Raw genomic sequence first — 20,462 nt, forward strand, 5'->3', positions numbered from 1 at the left:
AGAACGGAATTCCATGCAAAAGGCTGCCACCGAAAAGAGCAACGAGGCTATCGCGGCTCAACTGGCGCCGGTCGGTCGCGAAACGGTGCAGGATCGTGTCTATTCCGAACTGCGCCGTGCCCTGATTGGCGGCCTGTTCGAACCAAGCCAAGTGCTGACCATCCGTGGCCTGGCCGATGCGCTGGTCACCTCGACCATGCCGGTGCGCGAGGCGCTCGGCCGGCTGATCACGGAAAAGGCGCTGGAGGCGCTGCCCAACCGTTCGGTGCGCGTGCCGCCGATCACGCTGGAGCGCCTCGACGATCTCTTGCGCGCTCGCATCCTGATCGAGGGCGAGGCGATCGCGCTGGCAGCCGCCCGCATGGGTCCGCGCCAGATCGCCACCATCGAAACCATTCTCGGCGAATGGGACGAGATGCGGGCGCTGAAACACAAGAAGGACGTCGATCGCGAAGTGACGCTCAACCAGAGCTTTCACTTCGAGATCTACCGCTCCTGCGGCTCGGCCGTGCTGATCCCGATGATCGAGAGTCTGTGGCTGCAATCGGGCCCCTGCATCCGTGTCGCCATCTACGCCTTCTCGGAAGCCGGCGAGGTCGACACCGCCCAGTATCACCGCCGCATCGTCACGGCGCTGTCCACGCAGGATGCGCAGGCGGCGCGTGAATCGCTGGTCGCCGACATCAGCCGACCCTTCACCTTCCTGCGCAGCAAGCTGCAGGCTGTCGCCGCGAAAGACCAGACATGACCTCCATCAGGATCACCGAGCCGCGCTCGCAGCTTTCCGTGACTGCGCTCCTGCTGCCTGGGAAGGCGCCGGAGAACGCCGCCTTCCTCTCGGCGTACCTCGGCACGCCACGTGTCGTCCCTGGCATCCATGCGATGTGGACAGGGCCGGAAATCTCCTGTCCGGTTCCGGCGGCCGATCTCGAGGGCCAGGCCTATGCCAGGCCGTTGCCGGCCGAGAACGCCACGCTGACACCGCAGCCCGGCGACATCGTGTTGTCCTATGTGCCGCCGCGCATGTGGGGCGGCAACCCCAATGCGATCTTCGACATCGGCCTCTACTACGGGCAGGGCGCGCGCCTCTTGTTTCCGATCGGCTGGCTCGCCGGCAGCGTGGTGGCGCAAGTGCGTGCCGAAGAGCGTGACCAGTTCGCCGCCGCATGTGGGGTGATCCGGCGCAACGGCGCCTGCGACGTCACTTTCAGCCTGGTGGAGGCCTGAAATGGCCGACGACAGTTTCGAGCTGTTCGACCTTCGCGTCGAGGCGGTCATTCCTGAGGGCAAACCGATCTATTGCGGCGCCAAGGCCGGCGACTATTTCGAGCTCAAGGGCGAGATGCTGTCGATGCCGGCAGGGCAGGGGTTTTCGATCTATTCGCTCGCCGCCGTGCTGCCGCTGCTGGCGGCGAAGCAGCGCCCTACCCACGCGAACGACTGGATGACCTCTGACGCCGAGATCGCTTGTCCCGATCCCAATTGCGCCAGCCGGCTCCGGATCGTCAGGGTGGCCAAGCGGCGGTTCAGCCATGCCGAGACCACGGCCGTGCCGCTGCCGGAGGAGGATGACCTGACATGATCGCCAAGTCCTTCGAACTCGGCCCCGGCTATACCATCTCGCGCGTCATCCGCGGCGGCTGGCAGCTGGCCGGCGGCCACGGCACCATCGACCGCGGCCAAGCAGTTGCCGATCTGATCGCCACCTTCGATGCCGGCATCTGGACCTATGATTGCGCAGACATCTACACCGGTGTCGAGGAGCTCATTGGCGCGGCGCGCCTGCGGCTGGCCAGCGAGCGCGGCCTCGACGTCGCGGCCAGGATGAAGGTGCACACCAAGCTGGTGCCCGACCTCGAACGGCTGGCCACCATCAGCCGCGACTATATCAGGGGGATCGTCGACCAGTCGCTGCGGCGGCTCAAGACCGAGCGGCTCGATCTCGTGCAGTTCCACTGGTGGGACTATGACCAGCCCCGCTATGTCGAGGCGATGGGCTGGCTGGACGAGCTTCGGCTGGAAGGCAAGGTGCGCAATCTCGGCACCACCAATTTCGACACGCCGCGGCTTGCCGAAATCCTCGCCGCCGGCATCCCGCTGGTCAGCCAGCAACTGCAATATTCTGTGCTCGATCAGCGGCCGGGCAACAGCCTGGCGGCACTGGCAAAACAGAACGGCGTCAGCTTCCTCTGCTACGGCTCCGTCGCCGGCGGCTTTCTCAGCGACAGATGGCGTGGTGTGGCCGAGCCCGCCACGCCACTCGAAAACCGCTCGCTGGTCAAATACAAGCTGGTCATCGACGATTTCGGCGGCTGGGACCTGTTCCAGGAGCTGCTTCAGGCGCTGAAGGCCGTTGGCGACCGCCACGGCGTTGACATCGCCACCATCGCCAGCGCCTGGGTGCTGGAGCAGCCGCAAGTGGCGGCCGTCATCGTCGGCGCCCGCAACCAGGCGCATGCGCTGGCCAATGCAAAAATCATGGACGTCGCGCTCGATGCCGAGGATCGGGCGCGGATTGCGGCCGTCATCGCGCAAGGCACCGGCCTCGAGGGTGACGTCTACACGCTGGAGCGCGACCGTCACGGCCGTCACGGCTCGATCATGCACTACAACCTCAATGCGGGGAAGAAATGAGCGGCGAACCCTCCCTGTTTTCACGCGCCAGCGCCGAGGTCATCGACCTGCATCGCTTCTTCGTCGACTGGTTCGTCGCCGCGCGAGCCAACACGGTGGACTTCGGCCGCTTCGAACGCGCCATGGGCGAAGACCTCAGCATGGTGGCACCGAACGGGCAGGTCCTCGATCGCGAAGCGATCGTCGACCATGTCCGCTCAAGCCGCGCCTCTTGCGACGACGGTTTTGCCATTTCGATCGAGGACATCCGGCCCGGCTGGCAGGACGCGGACACGATCGTCGTCCTTTACGTCGAGGCACAGCTGCGCGGCGGCAAGCACAGCCGCCGCCAGTCGAGTGCCGTCTTCACCACCAGTTCATCGGCGCCCAACGGGGTCGAATGGCGACATCTGCATGAAACCTGGCTGCAGGTGCCGGAACGCTGAAACAGGCTCCAGAGATCAAATACAGTTGAGTAACGAAAGGGGAACAACAATGACAAAGACGATACTTCAACTCACCACGGCACTTGCTCTCGTGACGATGGCGGGTGCGGCACAGGCCGCGGATTGCAAGATCACCGTCGGCCTCGTCATGGAGCTGACCGGCCCGGCCGGCGAATACGGCCAGGCTGGCGCCAAGTCGGTCGAGATGGCCTTCCGCGACATCAACGACGCCGGCGGTGTGCGCGGCTGCGATCTCGTCACCGACACGCGCGACAGCCAGAGCCAGGGCAACATCGCGGTCGACGCCGCCACCCAGCTGGTTCAGGTCAAGAAAGTGCCGGTGATCATAGGTGGCATCATCTCGTCGGTGTCGATCCCGATCCTGACCTCTGTGACCGCACCCGCCAAGATCGTCCAGGTGTCGCCCGCGTCCTCCTCGCCGACGCTGACGGCGCTCGGCCGCGATGGCAAGACCAACGGCATCTTCTTCCGCACCATCACCTCGGATGCGCTGCAGGGCGTCGCCGCCGCCAAATACGCGATCGACAAGGGTTTCAAGAAGCTGTCGGTCATCCACGTCAACAACGATTTCGGCGTCAACATGGTGGCCGAATTCTCGCGTGCCTACAAAGCGCTCGGCGGCACCATCGTCTCCGACACGCCTTACAACGAGAAGCAGTCGAGCTATGCCTCGGAAGTCACGGCGGCGATGGCCGGCGAACCCGACGGGCTCTATCTCGTCAGCACGCCGGTCGACGGCGCAACGGTTGCCCGCACCTGGATTTCGCAAGGCGGCGTGCAGAAGTTCCTGCTCAATGACGGCATGAACAGCCCGGACTTCATCGAGTCGGTAGGCGCCGATTATCTGAAGGAAGCTTACGGCACGTCATCCGGCACCAGCCCGACCGCCTCGACGGAGTATTTCACCAAGAACTACAAGGAATTCTCCGGCATCGAACCGTCCAATCCGGCGGCTGACCGTTCCTATGATGCGGGCGCCATCGTTGGCCTTGCCATCGGCATTGCCGGCTCGGAGGATCCGGCCAAGATCAAGGACGCGATGTACAAGGCGGTCGACCCGGCCGGCACGCCGATCTTTGCCGGCAAGGAAGAGTTCGCCAAGGCGCTCGGCCTGATCAAGGACGGCAAGCCGATCCGCTATGAAGGCGTCATCGGCCCGGTCGCCTTCGACAAATATGGCGACATCACCGGCCCGTTCCGGCTGTGGAAGATCGTCGACGGCAAGGTAACGACCGACGGGGAAATGACCACCGACGATGTCAACGCCCTGCAGGCGAAACTTCAGTAAGACAACCCTATTTTCCGGTATCGATCACGACCTCATCATGATCGATACCGGACGATTGTCCTGTTCTGCATTACCCACGGATACGGACGACGTCGCTTTGCGTGGGCGAGCGTTGACCGGCAGGCGATCATGGATAGGATCGGCCGATGTCGCCTGAAATCCAACAGCTCCTATCCGCGCTCGGCGACCGGCTGGGTACGGGCGGCGTGCTCGCCGGCCCGGATGTGGATCAGCGCTATCGCGACGATCCCGACGGCAAGCTCGGCACGTTTCCCGAAGCGGTGCTGCGCCCCCGCGACACCCAGGGTGTGGCGGCGGCACTCGCCGCATGCAACGATCTTGGCCAGCCGGTTGTGGTGCAGGGCGGACGCACCAGCCTGGCAGGCGCCGCGCGTGTGCAGCCGGGTGAGGTGGTGCTGTCGCTGGAGCGCATGACCGGCCTCGCAGTTCCGGATCGGCAGGCTGCCAGCATCGTTGCCGAAGCGGGCGTGACGCTGCAGGCGGTGCAGGAGGCCGCCGACGGCGCCGAGCTGATGTTCGGCGTCGATATCGGCGCGCGCGGCTCCGCGACGATCGGCGGCAACATCGCCACCAATGCCGGCGGCATCCGTGTGCTGCGCTATGGCATGTACCGCGCTCAGGTTCTGGGACTGGAGGCCGTGCTTGCCGACGGAAGCGTGCTGACCTCGCTCAAGGGCCTGCCCAAGGACAATTCCGGTTACGACCTCGGCCAACTCTTCATCGGCTCGGAAGGAACGCTCGGCGTCGTCACACGCGCCGCGCTCAGGCTGCATCCCAAGCCGGCGTCCGAGGTCAACGCTTTCTGCGCGCTCTCCTCGCTCGATGCGGCGATCGCGCTGCTTGGCCTGCTGCGGCAAAAGCTCGGCCCGCTGCTGTCCGCCTATGAGGTCAACTTCGCACCGCTCTATGACGTCATGGTCGCCAGCATGGCCATGCTGGCGCCGCTGCCGGCTGGCTCGCCCGTCTATGTGCTGGCCGAGATCCAGGGCAGCGAGCCGGAACGTGACGGCGAACGCTTCGCCGAGGTGTTGATGCAGGCGGTCGAGGACGGTGTCATCGACGATGTGGTCGTCTCGCAGTCGCCGCGCGAATTCCGGGCGCTGTGGGACGTGCGGGAAGACGCTAATCGCATCCTGTTCTCGATCAAGGGTCTGATCGGCGTCGACATCAGCATCCCGCTGGCCCACATGGGAGCATTCCTGCAAGCGGCGGACGCCGCCATCCATGCCGTCGACCCCGGCGCCGACATCTATGTCTTCGGCCATCTCGGCGACGGCAATCTGCACTACCAGGTCCGCACGGTCGATCCGGCGGCGGCATACGACATCGTCTATCGCGGCGTCGCGGCGGCCGGCGGCGGCGTTTCGGCCGAACATGGTATCGGCCTCGACAAGAAGAAGTGGCTGCATCTGGTCCGCAGTGACGCCGAAATCGCCACGATGCGGCGGCTGAAGGCCGCATTCGACCCCAGAAACATCCTCAATCCGGGACGGGTCTTCGACCTCAACCCAACCGCCTTCTCCCGATGACGATTGCCCGGTAACTCAGGTCCGTTCAGTCGCGACTTGCCTGGGGATGAGAAAGCGGGCGGCAAGCACGCAGAGCAGCACGGTGAACATCAGGATCAGCGCCACCAGCGCATTGATGTCGGGTGAGAAGCCAAGCCGCATCATCGCCCACAGCCTGACCGGCAATGTGCTCTGGGTGCCGGTGACCAGGATGGTGATCATCGTCTCGTCGAACGACAGCGCGAAGGCCAGGATGGCGCCGCCGACCATCGCGCTCGACAGGTTCGGCAGGATGATGCGCCAGAACGTCTGCCAGCCCGTGGCGCCGAGATCGTAGGAGGCTTCGACCAGCGTGCGGCTCATCGACTGCAGCCGCATCAGCACTGTGCGGTAGACGATCGCCAGCACGAAAACCGTATGCCCGATGACGATCGTCAGCAGCGAGCGTTCGAGGCCGATTTCGCGGAAGAAGATCAGCAGCGCCAGACCGCTGATGATGGGCGGCATCAGGAACGGCAGGAAGATTATGAACTGCAGGATCGACCGCCCGGAGCGGCGGCCGTGATAGTAGAGCGCCAGCAGCGTTCCGCTGACCACCGAGAGGATGACGGTGCACACACCGACGATCAGCGTGGTACGCAAGGCGACCAATATGTCGTGATTTTCGGCCAGCGCGACATAGGTCGCGAAGGTCGGCGACGACCAGTCGACATTGCCACGCGCAATGGTGAAAAACGACGACACGATCGGGACGAACAGCGGGCTGTAGAGCAGCACGGCAACCAGCGTCGTGATCGCGGCCAGAAGGACGGTGGACAACCGGGGCAGGGTGGTCATACCGAAGTCCCTCGATTTCGCCCGAAGCGTTCGCCAACGAGGATTGCCGCGATCACCACGACCGCCAGCGCCACCGATAGTGCGGCGCCGAACGGCCAGTTATAGGCCGTGCCGAACTGGCTGTAGAGAATGCGGCCGAAGGTGAAGCCGCTGATCCCGCCGACCATTTGCGGCGTCAGGAAATCGCCGATCGCCAGCACGAAGACGAAACTCGCCGCCGAGGCCACGCCGGGCAGGCTGAGCGGCAAGGTGATGCGCAGGAATGTCTGCCAGCCGCTCGCCCCGAGATCGTCGGAGGCACGCAGCAGCACCTGCGGTATCCGCTCCAGCGACAGGAAGATCGGCAGGATAGCAAAGGGGATCAAGAGCAGGGTCAGCGTCAGCAGGATGGCGTTCATGTTGAACACGAAAAGCGTCGACGGCTGCTGCAGGATGCCGACCGCCACCAGCGCCTTGTTGAGAAAGCCGTTGAGGCCGAGGATGCTGCGGATCGCATAGATCTTGATGACGTAGCTCATCAGCAACGGCACCAGCAGCAGCATCAGCAAGGCATAGCGCCAGCGCCCTTTCAGCGTCGTCAGGAAATAGGCGGCGGGATAGGCAAGCAGAATGCAGATGATGGCCACCGAGACGCACAGCACGATGGTGTTCCAGAACACCGGCAGAAAGATCGGATCGGTGAAGAACCTGACATAGTTGCCCAGCGACAGGCCGTAGACGATCGTGCCCTGGTCGACGCTGAAGAAACTGTAGCCGAGGAAGATCGCCAGCGGCACCAGGACGAAGGCCACCGGCAAGGCGAACGCCAGCACTGTCACCAGCAGCGACAGCCGTCTTTCCGCAGGCTGTGTCGAGCCGGCTTCGCTCATGCCAGCACCAGATGGCCTTCATGCGGCGCAAACGAAAGCGACACCGTCTCGCCAGGTTTCAGCGCGCTGCCGTCGACCCGGCTCGGCACGCGCAGCCGCAAGCGTTGCGCGGCATTGTCGGCGCCGGCCGTGATGGTGGCGACGGTCGACGAGCCGGCAAACGCCATGTCGGAGATCGTGCCGGAAAAACGGTTGTCGGTGTCCTTTGCATCCGCAAGATGTAAGGCCTCGGGACGGAACGCCGCGTAGGCGCTGGCGCCATCCGTTGCGGCCTTCAAATGCGGCTGGTTGCTGATCGAGCAGACCAGGCGTCCGAGCGCCGTCTCGATCGATCGCAGCTCGCCCTGGACGGCCCCAAGTTTTCCCGCCACTAGATTGTTCTCGCCGAAGAAGCGCGCGACGAACTCGCAATTCGGCTTGTAGTAGAGGTCGTGCGGCGTGCCGAGCTGGCGGATATGGCCGGCTTCCATGACGCAGATCCGGTCGGCCATGCCGATAGCTTCTTCCTGGTCATGGGTGACGAACAGGAAGGTGGTCTTGATTTCGCGCTGGATGGATTTCAGGAAGACCTGCATCTGCCGGCGCAGTTCGAGGTCGAGCGCCGCCAGCGGCTCGTCGAGCAGGATCAGGCGCGGCTGGCAGATCAGCGCACGGGCAAGCGCGACGCGCTGGCGCTGGCCGCCGGAGAGCTGTGCCGGAAATCGGTCGGCGAAACGCCCGAGCTGAACCAGGTCCAGCGCCTCCGCGACACGGCGCGCGATCTCTTTGCGCTGGATATGGCGAACCGAAAGCCCGTAGCCGACATTGCCTGAAACGGTCAGATGCGGAAACAGCGCGTAGTCCTGAAACACGGTGTTGAACGGCCGCCGGTTGATCGGCATGCGGCTGATGTCCTGGCCGTCCAGACGGATCTCGCCAGATGTCAGCGGCTCCAGCCCGCCGATCAGCCGCAGCACCGTTGTCTTGCCGGAGCCGGACGGCCCGAGAACGGTGAGGAACTCACCGTCCCGGATCGACAGGTCGATGTCGTGCAGCACGGGGACCGTGCCGTAGGATTTCGAGACGGACCGCAGCGTCAGCAGGTCGGCGTTCTGGTTCATGAAATACTCTCGCATACGCTTCGGCGGTCCGGAACTCCGGACCGCCGGGTCCTTCGAAGGCATGGGGCGGAAAGATCAGGGCGTCGCCTTGACCTCGTTCCACATGTCCGAACGCTTGAGCGGGTCCTCGACATTGTTGAGCCAGACCAGCTTGTCGTTGCCGCCTGCGCTGCCGGTTTCCGTCACCGTGTTGCCGAAGCCGGTGCGCTCGGAAAGCTCGCCGCTGACCTTCTTGCTCAGCATGAAGTCGATCCATTTCTCGGCCGCCGCATTGTCGCGGACGCCCTTGGAAATGACCCAGTTGTCGAGCCAGGCAAGCGCGCCCTCGCTTGGATTGACGTAGGCGACGTGAGCGCCGATCTTCTGCAGCGCCTTGACCTGCTGCTGGCCGTAATTGGCCCAGATCAGGGCCACATCATTGTTCTGGTAGATCTGCTGCGCCTCGTCGGCGGTGGTGTAGAAGCTCAGCACGTTGCGCTTCAGTTCGACCAGCTTGGCCTTGACCGCCGCCATCTGCTCTTCGTTGAGGTTGAACGGATCCTTGTAGCCGAGCGTCAGTGCGGTGAACGAGAAATTGTGCTCGCCATTGTCGTAGGCCAGAACCTTGCCCTTGTATGCCGGGCCCCACAGGACCGACATCGAGGCCGGCGCCGGCTTGACCTTGTCGGTGTCGTAGATCAGGCCGATGGAGTCGAAGCAGAACGGAATGCCGTAGACCTTGCCGTCCTTGGTGACGCCGCTCACCGCGGTCAGATCACGGAAGCGCGGCAGCACCTCTTTCTGGTTGGCGAGCTTGGTGACGTCGATCGGCGACACCAGGTCGGCCTTGATATAGCGCTGCAGCTGGGCGGTGTTGACCGCGAAAACATCGAAGTCCTGGCCTTCGCTGCCCTTGATCTTGGCCCAGATCTCGTCGTCGCTGCCGATGAAGACGACATCGACGCCGATGCCGGTCGCAGCGGTGAAGTCCTTGACCCAGTCGGCGTCGGCGTAGCCGTCCCAGGCCAGAACCCGCAGGTTCGCGGCGAGCGCCGCCGATGTCATCAGGCCGATGCCGAGCCCGATCGTTGCCATTCTTAGAAACAGTTTTTTCAGTCCCATTTTCAATCTCCCATTGTCATTCTGGTGGACCGCAGTTTCCGGACTTTTGCCGTCACAGCTGGGTGACCGCGACCAGTCCCTCGTCCGGCACCGACACCATCCGGTTGCGCAGTGGCTTGCCGAATGTCTGTGCCTGGATTTCATATTCGTCGCCGGAAGCCGTCTTGACGCCGGAGGCGTAGCTCATTACCGCCGCGCCGAAGAAATAGGCATGCAGGTCGCCCGCCCTGCGGTGCATCGGGTAGCGGAAATGGAAGTGTTCTAGATTGGCGATCGAGTGCGACATGTGCGCCTCGCCCGACAGGAACTCCTGCTCCCAGATAACGGTGCCGTCGCGCAGGATGCGCGAATGGCCGCGCACTTCGTCGGGCAGGCCGCCGATCAGCAGCTCCGGCCCGATCGAGCAGGAGCGCAGCTTGGAATGGGCGAGATAGAGGTAATTCTCGGCCTCCGTCACATGGTCGGAATATTCGTTTCCGAGCGCATAGCCGATGCGGTGGGGGCGGCCATCCGGCCCATTGAGATAGAGGCCGACGATCTCGGCTTCTTCGGCCCCGGCGAGCGCGAATGCCGGCATCGGCAGCGGCGCACCTGGCGGCACGACACAGGTGCCGACGCCCTTGAAGAACCATTCGGGCTGGATTCCGATCTGCCCGGCGGCGGGCTTGCCGCCCTCCAGACCCATGCGGAAGATCTTTAGCGAATCCGATTCCTCGGCATCCTCGCCATGGGTCAGCACATGCATCTTGTCGCGTGCGGCGGCACTTCCGGTATGGGTCAGGCCCGTGCCGGTGACCAGGAAGCGCGCCGGTTCCGGATGGTCGACCGGGGCCAGCACGCGGCCATCGCGCAACAGCTGGTCGTAGTCGATCGTCGCGCTGCCGGTCCGCTTCTCGACCAGCGCTGCGATCGACGTGCCCTGGGCGATCGCCGCTTCGGCAAGTTCCAGCACGGTGCTGGTCTTTTCGAGCGGGTGCAGATGATTGCCGTCATCGGAGACACGGCCAACCCGTCTGCTGCCGTCGGCCATTCTGAACTGAACAAGACGCATGAACTAACCTTCTTCCTTTGAAGCCGTACGGGTCACACCCAGCCCGCATCGACGATGAACTGCTGGCTCGTGCACATGCGGCTGTCGTCGGCGGCGAGGAACAGCGCCATGCGCGCTATATCGGAGGGTTGCAGCCGGTCGGGCAGGCACTGCCTCTCCGCGATCTGGCGTTCGCCGGCCGGGTTCAGCCACAGGCGCATCTGGCGCTCGGTCATCACCCAGCCCGGCACCATGCAGTTGACGCGGATGCGTTCGGGGCCGAGTTCGCGGGCCAGCGCCCGCGTCATTCCGTAAACAGCGGCTTTCGCGGTGACATAGGCTGGGCAATCCGGATCGCCGACCATCCAGGTGATGGAGCCGAAATTGATGATCGAGCCGCCGCCCAGCGTGCTCATCTGCGGACGCACCGCCTGCGCCGCGAAGAACTGGTGGCGCAGATTGACCGCCATGCGGTCGTCCCAATAGGCAACCGTCACATCCTTGGTCTGGTGGCGGTCGTCATTGCCGGCATTGTTGCACAGGGCCTGGATGGGGCCATTGTGCCGCATCGCCTGCACGGTTGCCGTCTGCAACTCTTCGACGTTGCGCAGGTCGCAGGGAATGAACAGCGGTGCGGCATGTCCCTCGGCCGCGATCGCATCGACCAGACGCCGTGAAGGCTCCTCGGCCATGTCGACGAAGGCGACACGGCTGCCTTGCGCGCAGAAATGGCGCACCAGGCTTTCGCCGATGCCGCTGCCGCCACCGGTAATGAAGACGCTGCGGCCCTTGAGGCTTGGATAGATCGCGTAGCCGATTTCATCCGTCATCGCGCGCCTCTCTAGTGCGAATGCCGAGGAATGCCGGCATCGCGCCTGCCGACGAGAAAGTCGAAAGGCCTGCAGAACGCGCTCGACATAAAGGCTCTGATAGCCGCCTTGCGGCGGCGCCGGCGGCTTCCAGTCACGCCGGCGGATTGCCAGCTCCTCATCCGATACCAAAAGCTCCAGCCGGCGGCCGGCGACATCGAGCTCGATAAGGTCACCGTCGCGCACCAGCGCCAGCGCGCCACCCGCGGCTGCTTCCGGTGCCACATGCAGAACCACGGTGCCGTAGGCGGTGCCGCTCATCCGCGCGTCCGAAATGCGAACCATGTCGGAGATGCCTTGCTTCAGCAGTTTCGCAGGCAGCGGCATGTTGCCGACCTCGGCCATTCCGGGATAGCCGCGCGGCCCGCAGTTCTTCAGCACCATCACCGAGGAGGCGTCGATATCCAGCTCCGGATCGTCGATGCGCGCGTAGTAGTGTTCGATGTTCTCGAACACCACCGCCTTGCCGCGATGCTGCATCAGCTCCGGCGTTGCCGCGGACGGCTTGATGACCGCCCCGTCAGGCGCCAAATTGCCGCGCAGGATGGAGATGCCGCCCTCCTTGGTCAGCGGCTGGCTCAGCGGTCGGATCACCTCGCTGTTGTAGTTGGGCGCGCCGTCGATCAATTCACCGATGGTCTTGGCGCTGACGGTCATGGCGTCGCGATGAAGAAGCCCCACTTCATCAAGCGACGCCATGACCGCGGCTAGCCCCCCGGCGTAGTAGAAATCTTCCATCAGGAACCGGCCCGACGGCATCAGGTCGACAATGGTTGGAACGTCGCGGCCAAGGCGGTCCCAGTCATCGAGGCTGAGATCGACACCGACCCGGTTGGCGATGGCGATCAGATGCAGCACCGCGTTGGTCGAGCCGCCGATCGCGCCATTGACGCGAATGGCGTTCTCGAACGCCTCTTTGGTAAGGATCCGCGCGATCGTCACGTCCCTGCGGACGAGATCGACGATCTGGCGTCCGGCCATCTGCGCGAGCACGCCACGGCGTGAATCCACAGCCGGGATCGCGGCATTGTCCGGCATGCCGATGCCCAGTGCCTCGACCATGCTGGCCATGGTCGAAGCCGTGCCCATCGTCATGCAACTGCCCGCCGACCGGCTCTGGCCCTGCTCAGCGGCGAGGAAGTCGGCGACCGGCATGCGGCCGGCCTTCACTTCCTCGGCGAATTTCCAGACATGGGTGCCCGAGCCGATATCCTGTCCTCGGAACTTGCCGTTGAGCATCGGTCCGCCGGAAACAGCGATGGTCGGCAGATTGCACGACGCGGCTCCCATCAGCAGCGCCGGCGTGGTCTTGTCGCAACCGACAAGCAGGATGACGCCGTCGATCGGATTGCCGCGGATGGACTCTTCGACATCCATGCTGACCAGATTGCGAAACAGCATGGCGGTGGGGCGCATGTTGCTCTCGCCCAGCGACATCACCGGGAATTCGAGCGGCAGGCCGCCGGCTTCATAGACGCCGCGCTTGACGTGATCGGCGAGCGCCCGCAGATGCGCATTGCACGGGGTCAATTCCGACCAGGTGTTGCAGATGCCGATCACCGGGCGGCCGTCGAAAGCGTCGGCGGGGATGCCCTGGTTCTTCATCCAGCTGCGGTGCATGAAGGCGTTCTTGCCTTCGCCGCCGAACCAGGCCTCGGATCGCAGCTTGCGTTTTGTCTCGGTCACGATGTCTGTTCCCGATCCTGGCGGCGCTTGTTGCGGTTCTCGACACTGCGGCGCACGTCTTCCTCGGCATTGTCGATGAGCACCAGCAGCGCTTTTTGCGCGCCTGCCGCGTCGCCGGATGCAATCTTTTCGGCCACTTCCCGATGCAGCGGTAAAGAATGACGCTGCCCTTCCGGATTGTCGTTGGAGAGGCGAAAGCTCATCACCAGCGCGGTTTCGACAAGTGCGGCCAGCGAGCCGATCAGCTCGTTGCCGGTCATGCGCAGGATGGTCTGGTGGAACAAAAGGTCGGGCTTGGCGAAGCGGTCGCCATCGTCGACAACGGCTTCCATCTCGGCCAGCGCGGCATTGATCTCGGCAATCTGCGCCGGTGTGGCGCGCTTGGCGGCGAGCGCGGCCGACATCGGCTCGATGGCACGGCGCAGTTCGAACAGCGCCCGGACATCCTCGGCGCTGACACCGCTGGCATAGCGCCACGACAGGACGTCCGGATCGAGGAAATTCCAGTCGGAGCGGGGACGCACCCTTGTACCGGTCTTCGGCCGCGATTCGACCAGCCCCTTGCCGGCCAGAACCTTGATCGCCTCGCGCAGCACCGTGCGGCTGACGCCCAGCATCTCGCTGGAATCGTCGGCATTGGGCAGTGCCTCACCGGGCAGGAAATCGCCTTGCACGATGCGCAATCCGATCTGCTCGACGACCGTCGCATGCAGTGCCGTCGAGCCGCTGGAAACCGCCACCGTGACCCTTGACGTGCGCGCCGTGCTGAAAGACTTTTTATTCTTCATACTATTCATATGATATGTCTTATAGGCGTGGCGATTGGAGTCAAGGGACGACGGAGTGCCGATGACAAAGAATTCGGCTGCCGTTGCCGAGCAGCATCAAGAGCTGGTCTCGATCAGCGACGGCATTGCGAAGGTTGAAATTGCGCCGGCTGGCGGCGGCGCGCTGGCGTCTTATCGCTGGCGGCAAAACGGATCCGGCGATGCGGAAATCCTGCCCACCCGGCACGTCCTGCCGCCCGCTGGCTCCAACCCGACCACGGGCTTCGGCGTGTCGGAGACGGACTTCGACACGGTCTTCACCGGATAGGCGCGCCGCGCTCGGATTTCCTGGCCGGAGCATGGGCGGCAGCTGGACATCGAGGCCGAGGCCCCACTCGATTTCCTCGTCCTCTACACGCCGCCCGGCGAGCCGTTCTTTTGCGCCGAGCCGGTCAGCAACATCACCGACGCCTTCAACTGCAGGGGTGACGCGGGCATCGATACCGGATGCATCGTATTGGCACCCGGGCAGATGCGATCCGCAAGCGTTCGCTTCACGCCGTCGCAGGCGGTCTGATCGCCCATGTCGAACCGCCCAATGCGAGGCCGGATCAGAATGGGTAGTGCTGGCCCGGATCCTCGATCGTCACCCAGCGCAAATCGGTGAATTCGGCGATCGAGGCCTTGCCGCCGAAGCGGCCATAGCCCGAACCCTTGACGCCGCCGAACGGCATCTGTGCCTCGTCGCCGACGGTCGGACCGTTGATGTGGCAGATGCCGGCCTCGATGCGCGCGGCAACCGCCATGGCACGCTTGATGTCGCGGCTGAACACGGCTGACGACAGGCCGTACTCGGTGTCGTTGGCGACACGCACGGCTTCGTCCTCGCTCTTGACCCGGATCACCGGCTTGACCGGCCCGAAGGACTCTTCCGAATAGACGCGCATCGCCGGTGTGACATGGTCGAGCAGCGTCGCCTCGACAACGGTGCCGGTGCGCCTGCCACCGGCCACCAGTTTGGCGCCTTTGCCGACCGCGTCGGCGACCAACTCCTCCATCTTGTCGGCGGCTTGGCTGCTGATCAGCGAGCCCAGCACGACATGGCCGCGCGGGTCACCCGCCGGCAGTTGTGAGGCGCGGGCAGCTAGCTTGGAAACGAATTCATCGGCGACCTTGTCGTCGACGATCAGGCGCTCGGTCGACATGCAGATCTGGCCCTGATGCATGAAGGCGCCGAAGGTGGCCGCGTTGACCGCGGCGTCGATGTCGGCATCGTCCAGCACCAGCAGCGGTGCCTTGCCGCCGAGTTCGAGCAGCGCCGGCTTCAGGTGCCGACCGGCGAGTTCGGCGATGATCCTGCCGACCTTGGTCGAACCGGTGAAATTGACACGCTTGACCGAGGGATGCGCGACCAGCGCCTCGACAATGCCGGCGGCATCCCTGGGATCGTTGGTGACGACATTGATGACGCCCTTGGGCAGCCCGGCATCGACCAGCACCTGGCCGATCAGCCGGTGCGTGCCGGGGCACATTTCGGATGCTTTCAGCACAACCGTGTTGCCGCAGGCGATCGGCATCGCGATGGCGCGGGTGCCGAGAATGACCGGTGCGTTCCACGGCGCGATGCCGAGGCACACGCCGGCGGGCTGGCGGATCGCCATGGCCAGCGTGCCCGGCTTGTCGGACGGAATGACCTCGCCCGAGATCTGCGTCGTCATCGCCGCCGCCTCACGCAGCATGTTGGCCGCCAGCATGACGTTGAAGCCGGCCCAGGGACCGGTCGCTCCCGTCTCTTCCATCATCAGCCGGGTGAACTCGCCGACCTTGGAGGCCATGACTTCAGCAGCCTTCGACAGCAAGGCGCGGCGCTCGCCGGGCCCGGCCTTCGACCACGCCGGAAAGGCGGCCGCGGCGGCTTCGACGGCGGCATTGGCATCGGCAATGCTCGCTGCCGCGGCACGCGTCGCTAGTTTGCCGGTGAACGGGTCCATGCGCTCGTAGGACGCCGCACCCGAGGCTGCCCGTTCGTCACCGTCGATCAGAAGTCCGATATCCATTGTAGTCTCCACTGCTCCGGTTGGAGCTGCTGATTGAGGTTTAGAAGCCGAGCACTTCGGCATTGATCGATGCTTCGAGGCCGCCATCGACCGGCACATTGGCGCCGTTGACCCAGCGCGCTCCGTCCGAGCACAGGAACAGCACCACTGGGGCGATATCGCCCGATGTGCCGGCGCGGCCGACCCTTGCAATGTCGCTGTCGACGCGGGCGTCGCCGAGCACGGTGCGAAACTGCTTCAGGATCGGCGTTTCGACAGGCCCCGGGCTCACCGCATTGACGCGGATGCCACGGCTCTTGAACAGGTCCTGATGCGCGGCGCGGAAAGTCCACAGCAGAAGCAGTTCCTTTGAAACGGGATAGCCTTCCTCGTTCTTCACCTGGTGGTTGGCGACGACCTTGGCGACATCGGGAAAACCCTCGATGCCGACCATCGAGGCGGCGCGATTGAGATTGGCGCGCCAGCCATAGCCGGCGATGGAGGCGACGTTGACGATGGCACCGCCCTCGCGGATTTTTGACGCGAGGCCTTCCGAAAGCGCCCGCAGCCCGAAGAAGTTGACGGCCAGCGTCGACGCCGCGCCGGTGTTGCCGGAGAGGCCGGCGACATTGCAGAGCGCGTCGAGGCGCTGCGGCAGACGCGCGATGAGATCATCGACGCCCGCCTTCGACGAGATGTCGGCCTTGACGAAGCCGCCGACCGCCGCGGCTGGTTCTCGAACATCGACGCCGATCACGTCGGCGCCAAGCTGGCCGGCAAGTTCCGCCGTGCGCGCGCCGATGCCTGAGGCGACGCCGGTGATGAGGATCGTCTTGCCGAAAAGCATGGTCATGCCTTCTCCCGATGTGTCGTGGCTCGTTGTGGCGCAGGCGTCGCATCGCCATCGGTTGAGAGCCTGACGCGATAGCCGACCGGCAGCAGGCGGAGCCCAAAGCGCTCCTCGATCGTCCCCCACAGTCCGCGCGGCAGGAAAAGCGAGAACAGCACGGCGGTGGCGCCAAGCCCGATCAGGTACCAGACGCCGGTGCCGCCGAACCAGGTCTCGATGAGGAAGAACAGCAGCGCGCCTAAAATGGCGCCCTCGAAAGTGCCGATGCCGCCGACCAGCACCATGAAAATCATGTAGGCGGTCCACTGAACGTTGAAATAGGTCTTCGGCTGGAAGGTGATCGAGGTCGCCAGCCACAGCGCGCCGGCAATGCCGATGCCGAAGGCGGCAAGCACGAACAGCAGCCGCTTGGTGCCGGTGACGCGCACGCCGACCGATGCGGCGGCATCCTCATTGTCGCGGATCGCGCGGATCGCCGCACCTGTGCTGCCGCGCAGCAGGCCAAACAGAATGGCGAGCAGGGCGGTCATCGACGCCAGCGCCAGCCAGTAGATCGCTGCCCGCCTGGCGCCCGCGTCGTAGGCGTTGAGCGAGATCAGCGATGTGCCGGTTTCGCCCTGCACCAGACGGTCGAGATTGACCAGAAGATGAGTCAGCGCCGCGATCACCCACATGCCGATAGCGAACTCGCCATTCCTCAGCCGCAGCATGAACAGCGAGAGCGGCCAGGAGACGGCGCCAACGACAATTCCAGAGGCGAAGAGCGCGAGGAACGGGTTGAGGCCGGCATCGGCGAGCCGGATGGCGAAATAGGCGCCGAGCCCAAAGAACACTTGCTGACCGACCGAGACCAGGCCGCCGAAGCCGGCCAGCGCGTTCCACATCGCCGCCAGGATCACATAGATGAACAGCGCGGTCATCCGGTCGACAGCGCCGTTCGACAGGAACTGTGGTGCAATCGCTAGCAGCGCGATGACCAGCGCGACCGCAATCGCGGCGATCCGCGACGTCGCTGTGCCGCGCTCGATGACCGGTGAGGCCGAGACGGCGCTCATGATGCGCTCCGGGATGGCAGGCGCAACAGGCCGCGCAGGCCGAGGCCCGACGTGGAGAGCCGCACGAACAGGACGATCAGGAATGCGACATGGCCGCCGATCAGAAACCCTTGCGGATGCACCTGCGCACCGAGCGTCTGGGCAAGCGCCAGCACGATGCCGCCGATCAGCGTTCCCCACAGCGAACCGGCGCCGCCGATCACCGCAGCCTCGAAGGCGAACAGCAATTGCGGCGCGCCGGCATAGGGATCGAAGGTGGCGCGCATGCCGAGGAACGCGCCGGCAAGGCCGACCGTGACCATGGCGATGGCAGCGGCGATGGCATTGGCGCGGCGTGCATCGACGCCGACCAGGCCGGCAGTGTCGGGGTCCTCCGATGTAGCGCGGATCGAGCGGCCAAGCCTTGTGCGGGTCAGGAACAATTGCAGCCCGCCCAGCAGGATGACGGCGGTGGCAAACATGATCACGGCGAGCTTGCCGACATAGATGCTGCCCGGCCATTCCCAGGAATCATAGGACAGGCTGCCGATATAGGGCGCCAGCGAACGGGTGTCGGCGCCGAACTGCTCGAACAGCAGATTGTCGATGACGATGGCGAGGCCGAACGTCGTCAGGATCGGCAGCAGCGCGCCGCCGCGCGCGCTGCGCTCGAGCAGGAAGCGCTGCAGCGCCCAGCCGATCGCCGCCATCAAGGGCAGGACGATGAGTAGGCCGACAAAGGGCGAGATGTGGAACCGCGAGGCGAGCCACCACAGCGCAAAGGCGGCGAACACGGCAAGACTTCCATGGGCGAGGTTGATGATGCGCATCACCGAAAACATGAACGACAGGCCGCAGGCGATAAGCGCGTAGTAGCCGCCGAGCAGAATGCCCTGGATGATCTGGTTGCTCATACGGGAACGCTCCCGGGGCTTTTCCGGTGCAGGCCGAAATAGGCTTTCGTCACCTCCTCGCGCGAAACCGCCTTGCTCGGCCCTTCTAGCGCGACACGCCCTTCGAGCATGCAGATGATCCTGTCGGAAACCGCGAGCGCCCGGTTAAGGTCCTGTTCGACGAGGATGATCGTGGTGCCCGAGGCGATCAGCCCTTGCAGTGCTGTATAGACGCGGTCGACGATCAGCGGCGACAGGCCAAGCGAGACCTCGTCGAGCAGCAGCACGTCCGGATTGCTCATCAGCGCCCGGCCGATCGCCGTCGCCTGCTGTTCGCCGCCAGAGAGGTGGCCCGTCTTGGCATGGCGGCGTGGCTTCAGATTGGGAAACATTTCCAGCACCTTGTCGACGCTCCAGTCGCCCGGCCGGCCGGTGGTCTTGCCCAGCAGAAGGTTTTCCTCGACCGTCATCCGCACGAACAGTCTTCGCCCCTCCGGCACCAGTGCAATGCCCATGCCGACGCGTTTGTGCGATGGCACATCCGTCAGATCGGCGCCGGTCAGCAGCACGCGGCCGGCAGCCGGCTGATGCGCGCCGGCGATCGCCCTCAGCAGCGTCGTCTTGCCGGCGCCGTTGGCGCCGACCAGTGCGAGCGTCTCGCCGCGTTCGATGCCGAAGCTGACGCCGCGCACCGCTTGCAGCAGGCCGTGCCGGACAACCAGTTTCTCGACCGCAAGCAGGCTCATCTCGGGCCTCCGCCCAGATAGGCGCGTACGACCTCGGGGTCGGCCATCACTGTTTGCGGGTCGCCGTCGGCGATGATCCTGCCGGCGTCCATGCAGATCAGCCGCTCGGCCACCTGCAGGAGAATGTGGACGATGTGCTCGATCCAGACGATGCCGATCTTGCGCCGGCGCAATTCCTTGATCGTGTCGACCAGTTCGCCGGCTTCGCCGTCGGTCAGTCCGCCGCCGATCTCGTCCAGCAAAAGCAGCGTCGGTCTGGCCGCCAGCGCGCGCGCCAGTTCCAGCCGCTTGCGGTCGAGCAGCCCGAGCGTTTCGGCGCGCCGGTTGGCGACACCGAGCATGCCGCACAGTTTCAGCGAGCCGAGCGCTTCCTCATAAGCCTCGTCGCGGCCGAGGCCGGCGCCATGCGAGGCGGCGACGAAGACATTCTCGAAGGTGGTCATGCCGCTGAACGGTTTGGGCACCTGGTGCGTTCGCACCAGGCCGAGCCGGCAGCGCTGCGTCGCCGTCAGCGGCGTCACGTCGCTATCCTTGAAGCTGACCGTGCCCGAACTCGGTGGAAAGGCCCCGGCCAGCACGCTGAGCAGAGTGGTCTTGCCGGCGCCGTTCGGGCCGACAATACCGACCGCCTCGTCCGCGGCCATGGTGAAGTCGACCGCATCCAGCACCACAAGCGCGCCGAAGCGCTTGTGGATACCGGCGGCAGCGAGGATCGCCTGTTGTTGCGGATGGGTCACCAGGCGATCC

At 64.7% G+C, this 20,462-nt stretch carries 22 protein-coding genes and 1 pseudogene; 8 read left to right on the forward strand and 15 right to left on the reverse strand.

Features of this window, described 5'->3' with window-relative positions; all coding sequences use genetic code 11:
• The first annotated feature begins 13 nt into the window (after positions 1–13).
• The 7 genes from NKH03_RS08895 (at position 14) to NKH03_RS08925 (ending at position 5,918) form a co-directional block, all read left to right on the forward strand.
• Positions 14–748, forward strand: a complete 735-nt coding sequence (locus NKH03_RS08895) for a GntR family transcriptional regulator (protein WP_352968097.1) — start codon at positions 14–16, stop codon at positions 746–748.
• Complete coding sequence (locus tag NKH03_RS08900; RefSeq protein WP_352968098.1) at positions 745–1,227, forward strand: DUF3830 family protein; 483 nt, start codon at positions 745–747, stop codon at positions 1,225–1,227. Before NKH03_RS08895 ends, NKH03_RS08900 begins: the two co-directional genes overlap by 4 nt.
• A 1-nt stretch (position 1,228) precedes the next feature.
• Positions 1,229–1,582, forward strand: coding sequence for a TIGR04076 family protein (locus NKH03_RS08905; protein ID WP_352968099.1), 354 nt, complete (start codon positions 1,229–1,231; stop codon positions 1,580–1,582).
• Complete coding sequence (locus tag NKH03_RS08910) at positions 1,579–2,634, forward strand: aldo/keto reductase (RefSeq protein WP_352968100.1); 1,056 nt, start codon at positions 1,579–1,581, stop codon at positions 2,632–2,634. The genes NKH03_RS08905 and NKH03_RS08910 overlap by 4 nt, the downstream gene beginning before the upstream one ends.
• The gene (locus NKH03_RS08915; protein ID WP_352968101.1) at positions 2,631–3,059 is read left to right on the forward strand and encodes a DUF4440 domain-containing protein; all 429 of its coding nucleotides are present in this window, start codon (positions 2,631–2,633) and stop codon (positions 3,057–3,059) included. Before NKH03_RS08910 ends, NKH03_RS08915 begins: the two co-directional genes overlap by 4 nt.
• A gap of 49 nt (positions 3,060–3,108) precedes the next feature.
• Entirely contained in the window at positions 3,109–4,368 is a 1,260-nt protein-coding gene (locus NKH03_RS08920) for an ABC transporter substrate-binding protein (protein ID WP_352968102.1), read from the forward strand.
• A gap of 146 nt (positions 4,369–4,514) precedes the next feature.
• A complete protein-coding gene (locus tag NKH03_RS08925) occupies positions 4,515–5,918 on the forward strand; it encodes an FAD-binding oxidoreductase (protein WP_352968103.1) in 1,404 nt (467 codons plus the stop codon).
• Between the two features lie 15 nt (positions 5,919–5,933).
• On the opposite strand, the gene NKH03_RS08930 is transcribed toward NKH03_RS08925, so the two are convergent.
• The 8 genes and pseudogenes from NKH03_RS08930 to NKH03_RS08965 all read right to left on the reverse strand — a co-directional run bounded on the left by NKH03_RS08930 (position 5,934) and on the right by NKH03_RS08965 (position 14,177).
• On the reverse strand, positions 5,934–6,734 hold the full coding sequence (locus NKH03_RS08930; RefSeq protein ID WP_352875640.1) for an ABC transporter permease: 801 nt from the start codon (positions 6,732–6,734) through the stop codon (positions 5,934–5,936).
• Entirely contained in the window at positions 6,731–7,603 is an 873-nt protein-coding gene (locus tag NKH03_RS08935; protein ID WP_352875639.1) for an ABC transporter permease, read from the reverse strand. The genes NKH03_RS08930 and NKH03_RS08935 overlap by 4 nt, the downstream gene beginning before the upstream one ends.
• Positions 7,600–8,703, reverse strand: a complete 1,104-nt coding sequence (locus NKH03_RS08940) for an ABC transporter ATP-binding protein (protein WP_352968104.1) — start codon at positions 8,701–8,703, stop codon at positions 7,600–7,602. The genes NKH03_RS08935 and NKH03_RS08940 overlap by 4 nt, the downstream gene beginning before the upstream one ends.
• A gap of 75 nt (positions 8,704–8,778) precedes the next feature.
• A complete protein-coding gene (locus NKH03_RS08945) occupies positions 8,779–9,804 on the reverse strand; it encodes an ABC transporter substrate-binding protein (protein WP_352968105.1) in 1,026 nt (341 codons plus the stop codon).
• Between the two features lie 52 nt (positions 9,805–9,856).
• Positions 9,857–10,855, reverse strand: a complete 999-nt coding sequence (araD1, locus tag NKH03_RS08950; protein ID WP_352968107.1) for an AraD1 family protein — start codon at positions 10,853–10,855, stop codon at positions 9,857–9,859.
• Positions 10,856–10,887: 32 nt separating this feature from the next.
• On the reverse strand, positions 10,888–11,664 hold the full coding sequence (locus NKH03_RS08955; protein ID WP_352875633.1) for an SDR family NAD(P)-dependent oxidoreductase: 777 nt from the start codon (positions 11,662–11,664) through the stop codon (positions 10,888–10,890).
• Positions 11,665–11,675: 11 nt separating this feature from the next.
• Positions 11,676–13,389 (reverse strand): annotated as a pseudogene (locus NKH03_RS08960) (IlvD/Edd family dehydratase).
• Positions 13,386–14,177, reverse strand: a complete 792-nt coding sequence (locus tag NKH03_RS08965; protein WP_352867342.1) for a FadR/GntR family transcriptional regulator — start codon at positions 14,175–14,177, stop codon at positions 13,386–13,388. Before NKH03_RS08965 ends, NKH03_RS08960 begins: the two are co-directional and overlap by 4 nt.
• A gap of 55 nt (positions 14,178–14,232) precedes the next feature.
• Here NKH03_RS08965 and NKH03_RS08970 point away from each other — a divergent pair, with 55 nt between their 5' ends.
• Entirely contained in the window at positions 14,233–14,484 is a 252-nt protein-coding gene (locus tag NKH03_RS08970) for a hypothetical protein (RefSeq protein ID WP_352968108.1), read from the forward strand.
• An 83-nt stretch (positions 14,485–14,567) separates the two neighbouring features.
• Here NKH03_RS08970 and NKH03_RS08975 read toward each other — a convergent pair whose 3' ends face one another.
• Genes NKH03_RS08975 through NKH03_RS09005 form a run of 7 tightly spaced genes read right to left on the reverse strand, consistent with a single transcriptional unit; the run spans position 14,568 to position 20,455 of the window.
• On the reverse strand, positions 14,568–14,741 hold the full coding sequence (locus tag NKH03_RS08975; RefSeq protein ID WP_352875628.1) for a hypothetical protein: 174 nt from the start codon (positions 14,739–14,741) through the stop codon (positions 14,568–14,570).
• A 26-nt stretch (positions 14,742–14,767) separates the two neighbouring features.
• Positions 14,768–16,213 carry an aldehyde dehydrogenase gene (locus tag NKH03_RS08980; protein ID WP_352968109.1) on the reverse strand — a complete coding sequence of 482 codons (1,446 nt, stop codon included), beginning with the start codon at positions 16,211–16,213 and terminating at the stop codon, positions 14,768–14,770.
• Between the two features lie 40 nt (positions 16,214–16,253).
• A complete protein-coding gene (locus NKH03_RS08985; protein WP_352968209.1) occupies positions 16,254–17,039 on the reverse strand; it encodes a coniferyl-alcohol dehydrogenase in 786 nt (261 codons plus the stop codon).
• 2 nt (positions 17,040–17,041) lie between these two features.
• Complete coding sequence (locus NKH03_RS08990) at positions 17,042–18,097, reverse strand: branched-chain amino acid ABC transporter permease (RefSeq protein ID WP_352968110.1); 1,056 nt, start codon at positions 18,095–18,097, stop codon at positions 17,042–17,044.
• Positions 18,094–18,990, reverse strand: a complete 897-nt coding sequence (locus tag NKH03_RS08995; protein WP_352875623.1) for a branched-chain amino acid ABC transporter permease — start codon at positions 18,988–18,990, stop codon at positions 18,094–18,096. Before NKH03_RS08995 ends, NKH03_RS08990 begins: the two co-directional genes overlap by 4 nt.
• The gene (locus tag NKH03_RS09000; protein ID WP_352968111.1) at positions 18,987–19,715 is read right to left on the reverse strand and encodes an ABC transporter ATP-binding protein; all 729 of its coding nucleotides are present in this window, start codon (positions 19,713–19,715) and stop codon (positions 18,987–18,989) included. The genes NKH03_RS08995 and NKH03_RS09000 overlap by 4 nt, the downstream gene beginning before the upstream one ends.
• Positions 19,712–20,455, reverse strand: a complete 744-nt coding sequence (locus tag NKH03_RS09005; RefSeq protein ID WP_352968210.1) for an ABC transporter ATP-binding protein — start codon at positions 20,453–20,455, stop codon at positions 19,712–19,714. The genes NKH03_RS09000 and NKH03_RS09005 overlap by 4 nt, the downstream gene beginning before the upstream one ends.
• Between the last annotated feature and the right edge of the window lie 7 nt (positions 20,456–20,462).

This window comes from Mesorhizobium sp. M1406 (assembly GCF_040317555.1).
Lineage (GTDB): Bacteria > Pseudomonadota > Alphaproteobacteria > Rhizobiales > Rhizobiaceae > Mesorhizobium.

What these genes read in the sequence shown, in the direction of transcription:
- NKH03_RS08940 (WP_352968104.1), bottom strand. Translation starts at nt 8,703, where the DNA reads ATGAACCAGAACGCCGACCTGCTGACGCTGCGGTCCGTCTCGAAATCC.
- NKH03_RS08995 (WP_352875623.1), bottom strand. Translation starts at nt 18,990, where the DNA reads ATGAGCAACCAGATCATCCAGGGCATTCTGCTCGGCGGCTACTACGCG.
- NKH03_RS08895 (WP_352968097.1), top strand. Translation starts at nt 14, where the DNA reads ATGCAAAAGGCTGCCACCGAAAAGAGCAACGAGGCTATCGCGGCTCAA.
- NKH03_RS08930 (WP_352875640.1), bottom strand. Translation starts at nt 6,734, where the DNA reads ATGACCACCCTGCCCCGGTTGTCCACCGTCCTTCTGGCCGCGATCACG.
- NKH03_RS08975 (WP_352875628.1), bottom strand. Translation starts at nt 14,741, where the DNA reads ATGGGCGATCAGACCGCCTGCGACGGCGTGAAGCGAACGCTTGCGGAT.
- NKH03_RS08920 (WP_352968102.1), top strand. Translation starts at nt 3,109, where the DNA reads ATGACAAAGACGATACTTCAACTCACCACGGCACTTGCTCTCGTGACG.
- araD1 (WP_352968107.1), bottom strand. Translation starts at nt 10,855, where the DNA reads ATGCGTCTTGTTCAGTTCAGAATGGCCGACGGCAGCAGACGGGTTGGC.
- NKH03_RS08935 (WP_352875639.1), bottom strand. Translation starts at nt 7,603, where the DNA reads ATGAGCGAAGCCGGCTCGACACAGCCTGCGGAAAGACGGCTGTCGCTG.
- NKH03_RS08980 (WP_352968109.1), bottom strand. Translation starts at nt 16,213, where the DNA reads ATGGATATCGGACTTCTGATCGACGGTGACGAACGGGCAGCCTCGGGT.
- NKH03_RS08985 (WP_352968209.1), bottom strand. Translation starts at nt 17,039, where the DNA reads ATGCTTTTCGGCAAGACGATCCTCATCACCGGCGTCGCCTCAGGCATC.
- NKH03_RS08990 (WP_352968110.1), bottom strand. Translation starts at nt 18,097, where the DNA reads ATGAGCGCCGTCTCGGCCTCACCGGTCATCGAGCGCGGCACAGCGACG.
- NKH03_RS08945 (WP_352968105.1), bottom strand. Translation starts at nt 9,804, where the DNA reads ATGGGACTGAAAAAACTGTTTCTAAGAATGGCAACGATCGGGCTCGGC.
- NKH03_RS08905 (WP_352968099.1), top strand. Translation starts at nt 1,229, where the DNA reads ATGGCCGACGACAGTTTCGAGCTGTTCGACCTTCGCGTCGAGGCGGTC.
- NKH03_RS08925 (WP_352968103.1), top strand. Translation starts at nt 4,515, where the DNA reads ATGTCGCCTGAAATCCAACAGCTCCTATCCGCGCTCGGCGACCGGCTG.
- NKH03_RS08900 (WP_352968098.1), top strand. Translation starts at nt 745, where the DNA reads ATGACCTCCATCAGGATCACCGAGCCGCGCTCGCAGCTTTCCGTGACT.
- NKH03_RS09000 (WP_352968111.1), bottom strand. Translation starts at nt 19,715, where the DNA reads ATGAGCCTGCTTGCGGTCGAGAAACTGGTTGTCCGGCACGGCCTGCTG.
- NKH03_RS08915 (WP_352968101.1), top strand. Translation starts at nt 2,631, where the DNA reads ATGAGCGGCGAACCCTCCCTGTTTTCACGCGCCAGCGCCGAGGTCATC.
- NKH03_RS08910 (WP_352968100.1), top strand. Translation starts at nt 1,579, where the DNA reads ATGATCGCCAAGTCCTTCGAACTCGGCCCCGGCTATACCATCTCGCGC.
- NKH03_RS08955 (WP_352875633.1), bottom strand. Translation starts at nt 11,664, where the DNA reads ATGACGGATGAAATCGGCTACGCGATCTATCCAAGCCTCAAGGGCCGC.
- NKH03_RS08965 (WP_352867342.1), bottom strand. Translation starts at nt 14,177, where the DNA reads ATGAAGAATAAAAAGTCTTTCAGCACGGCGCGCACGTCAAGGGTCACG.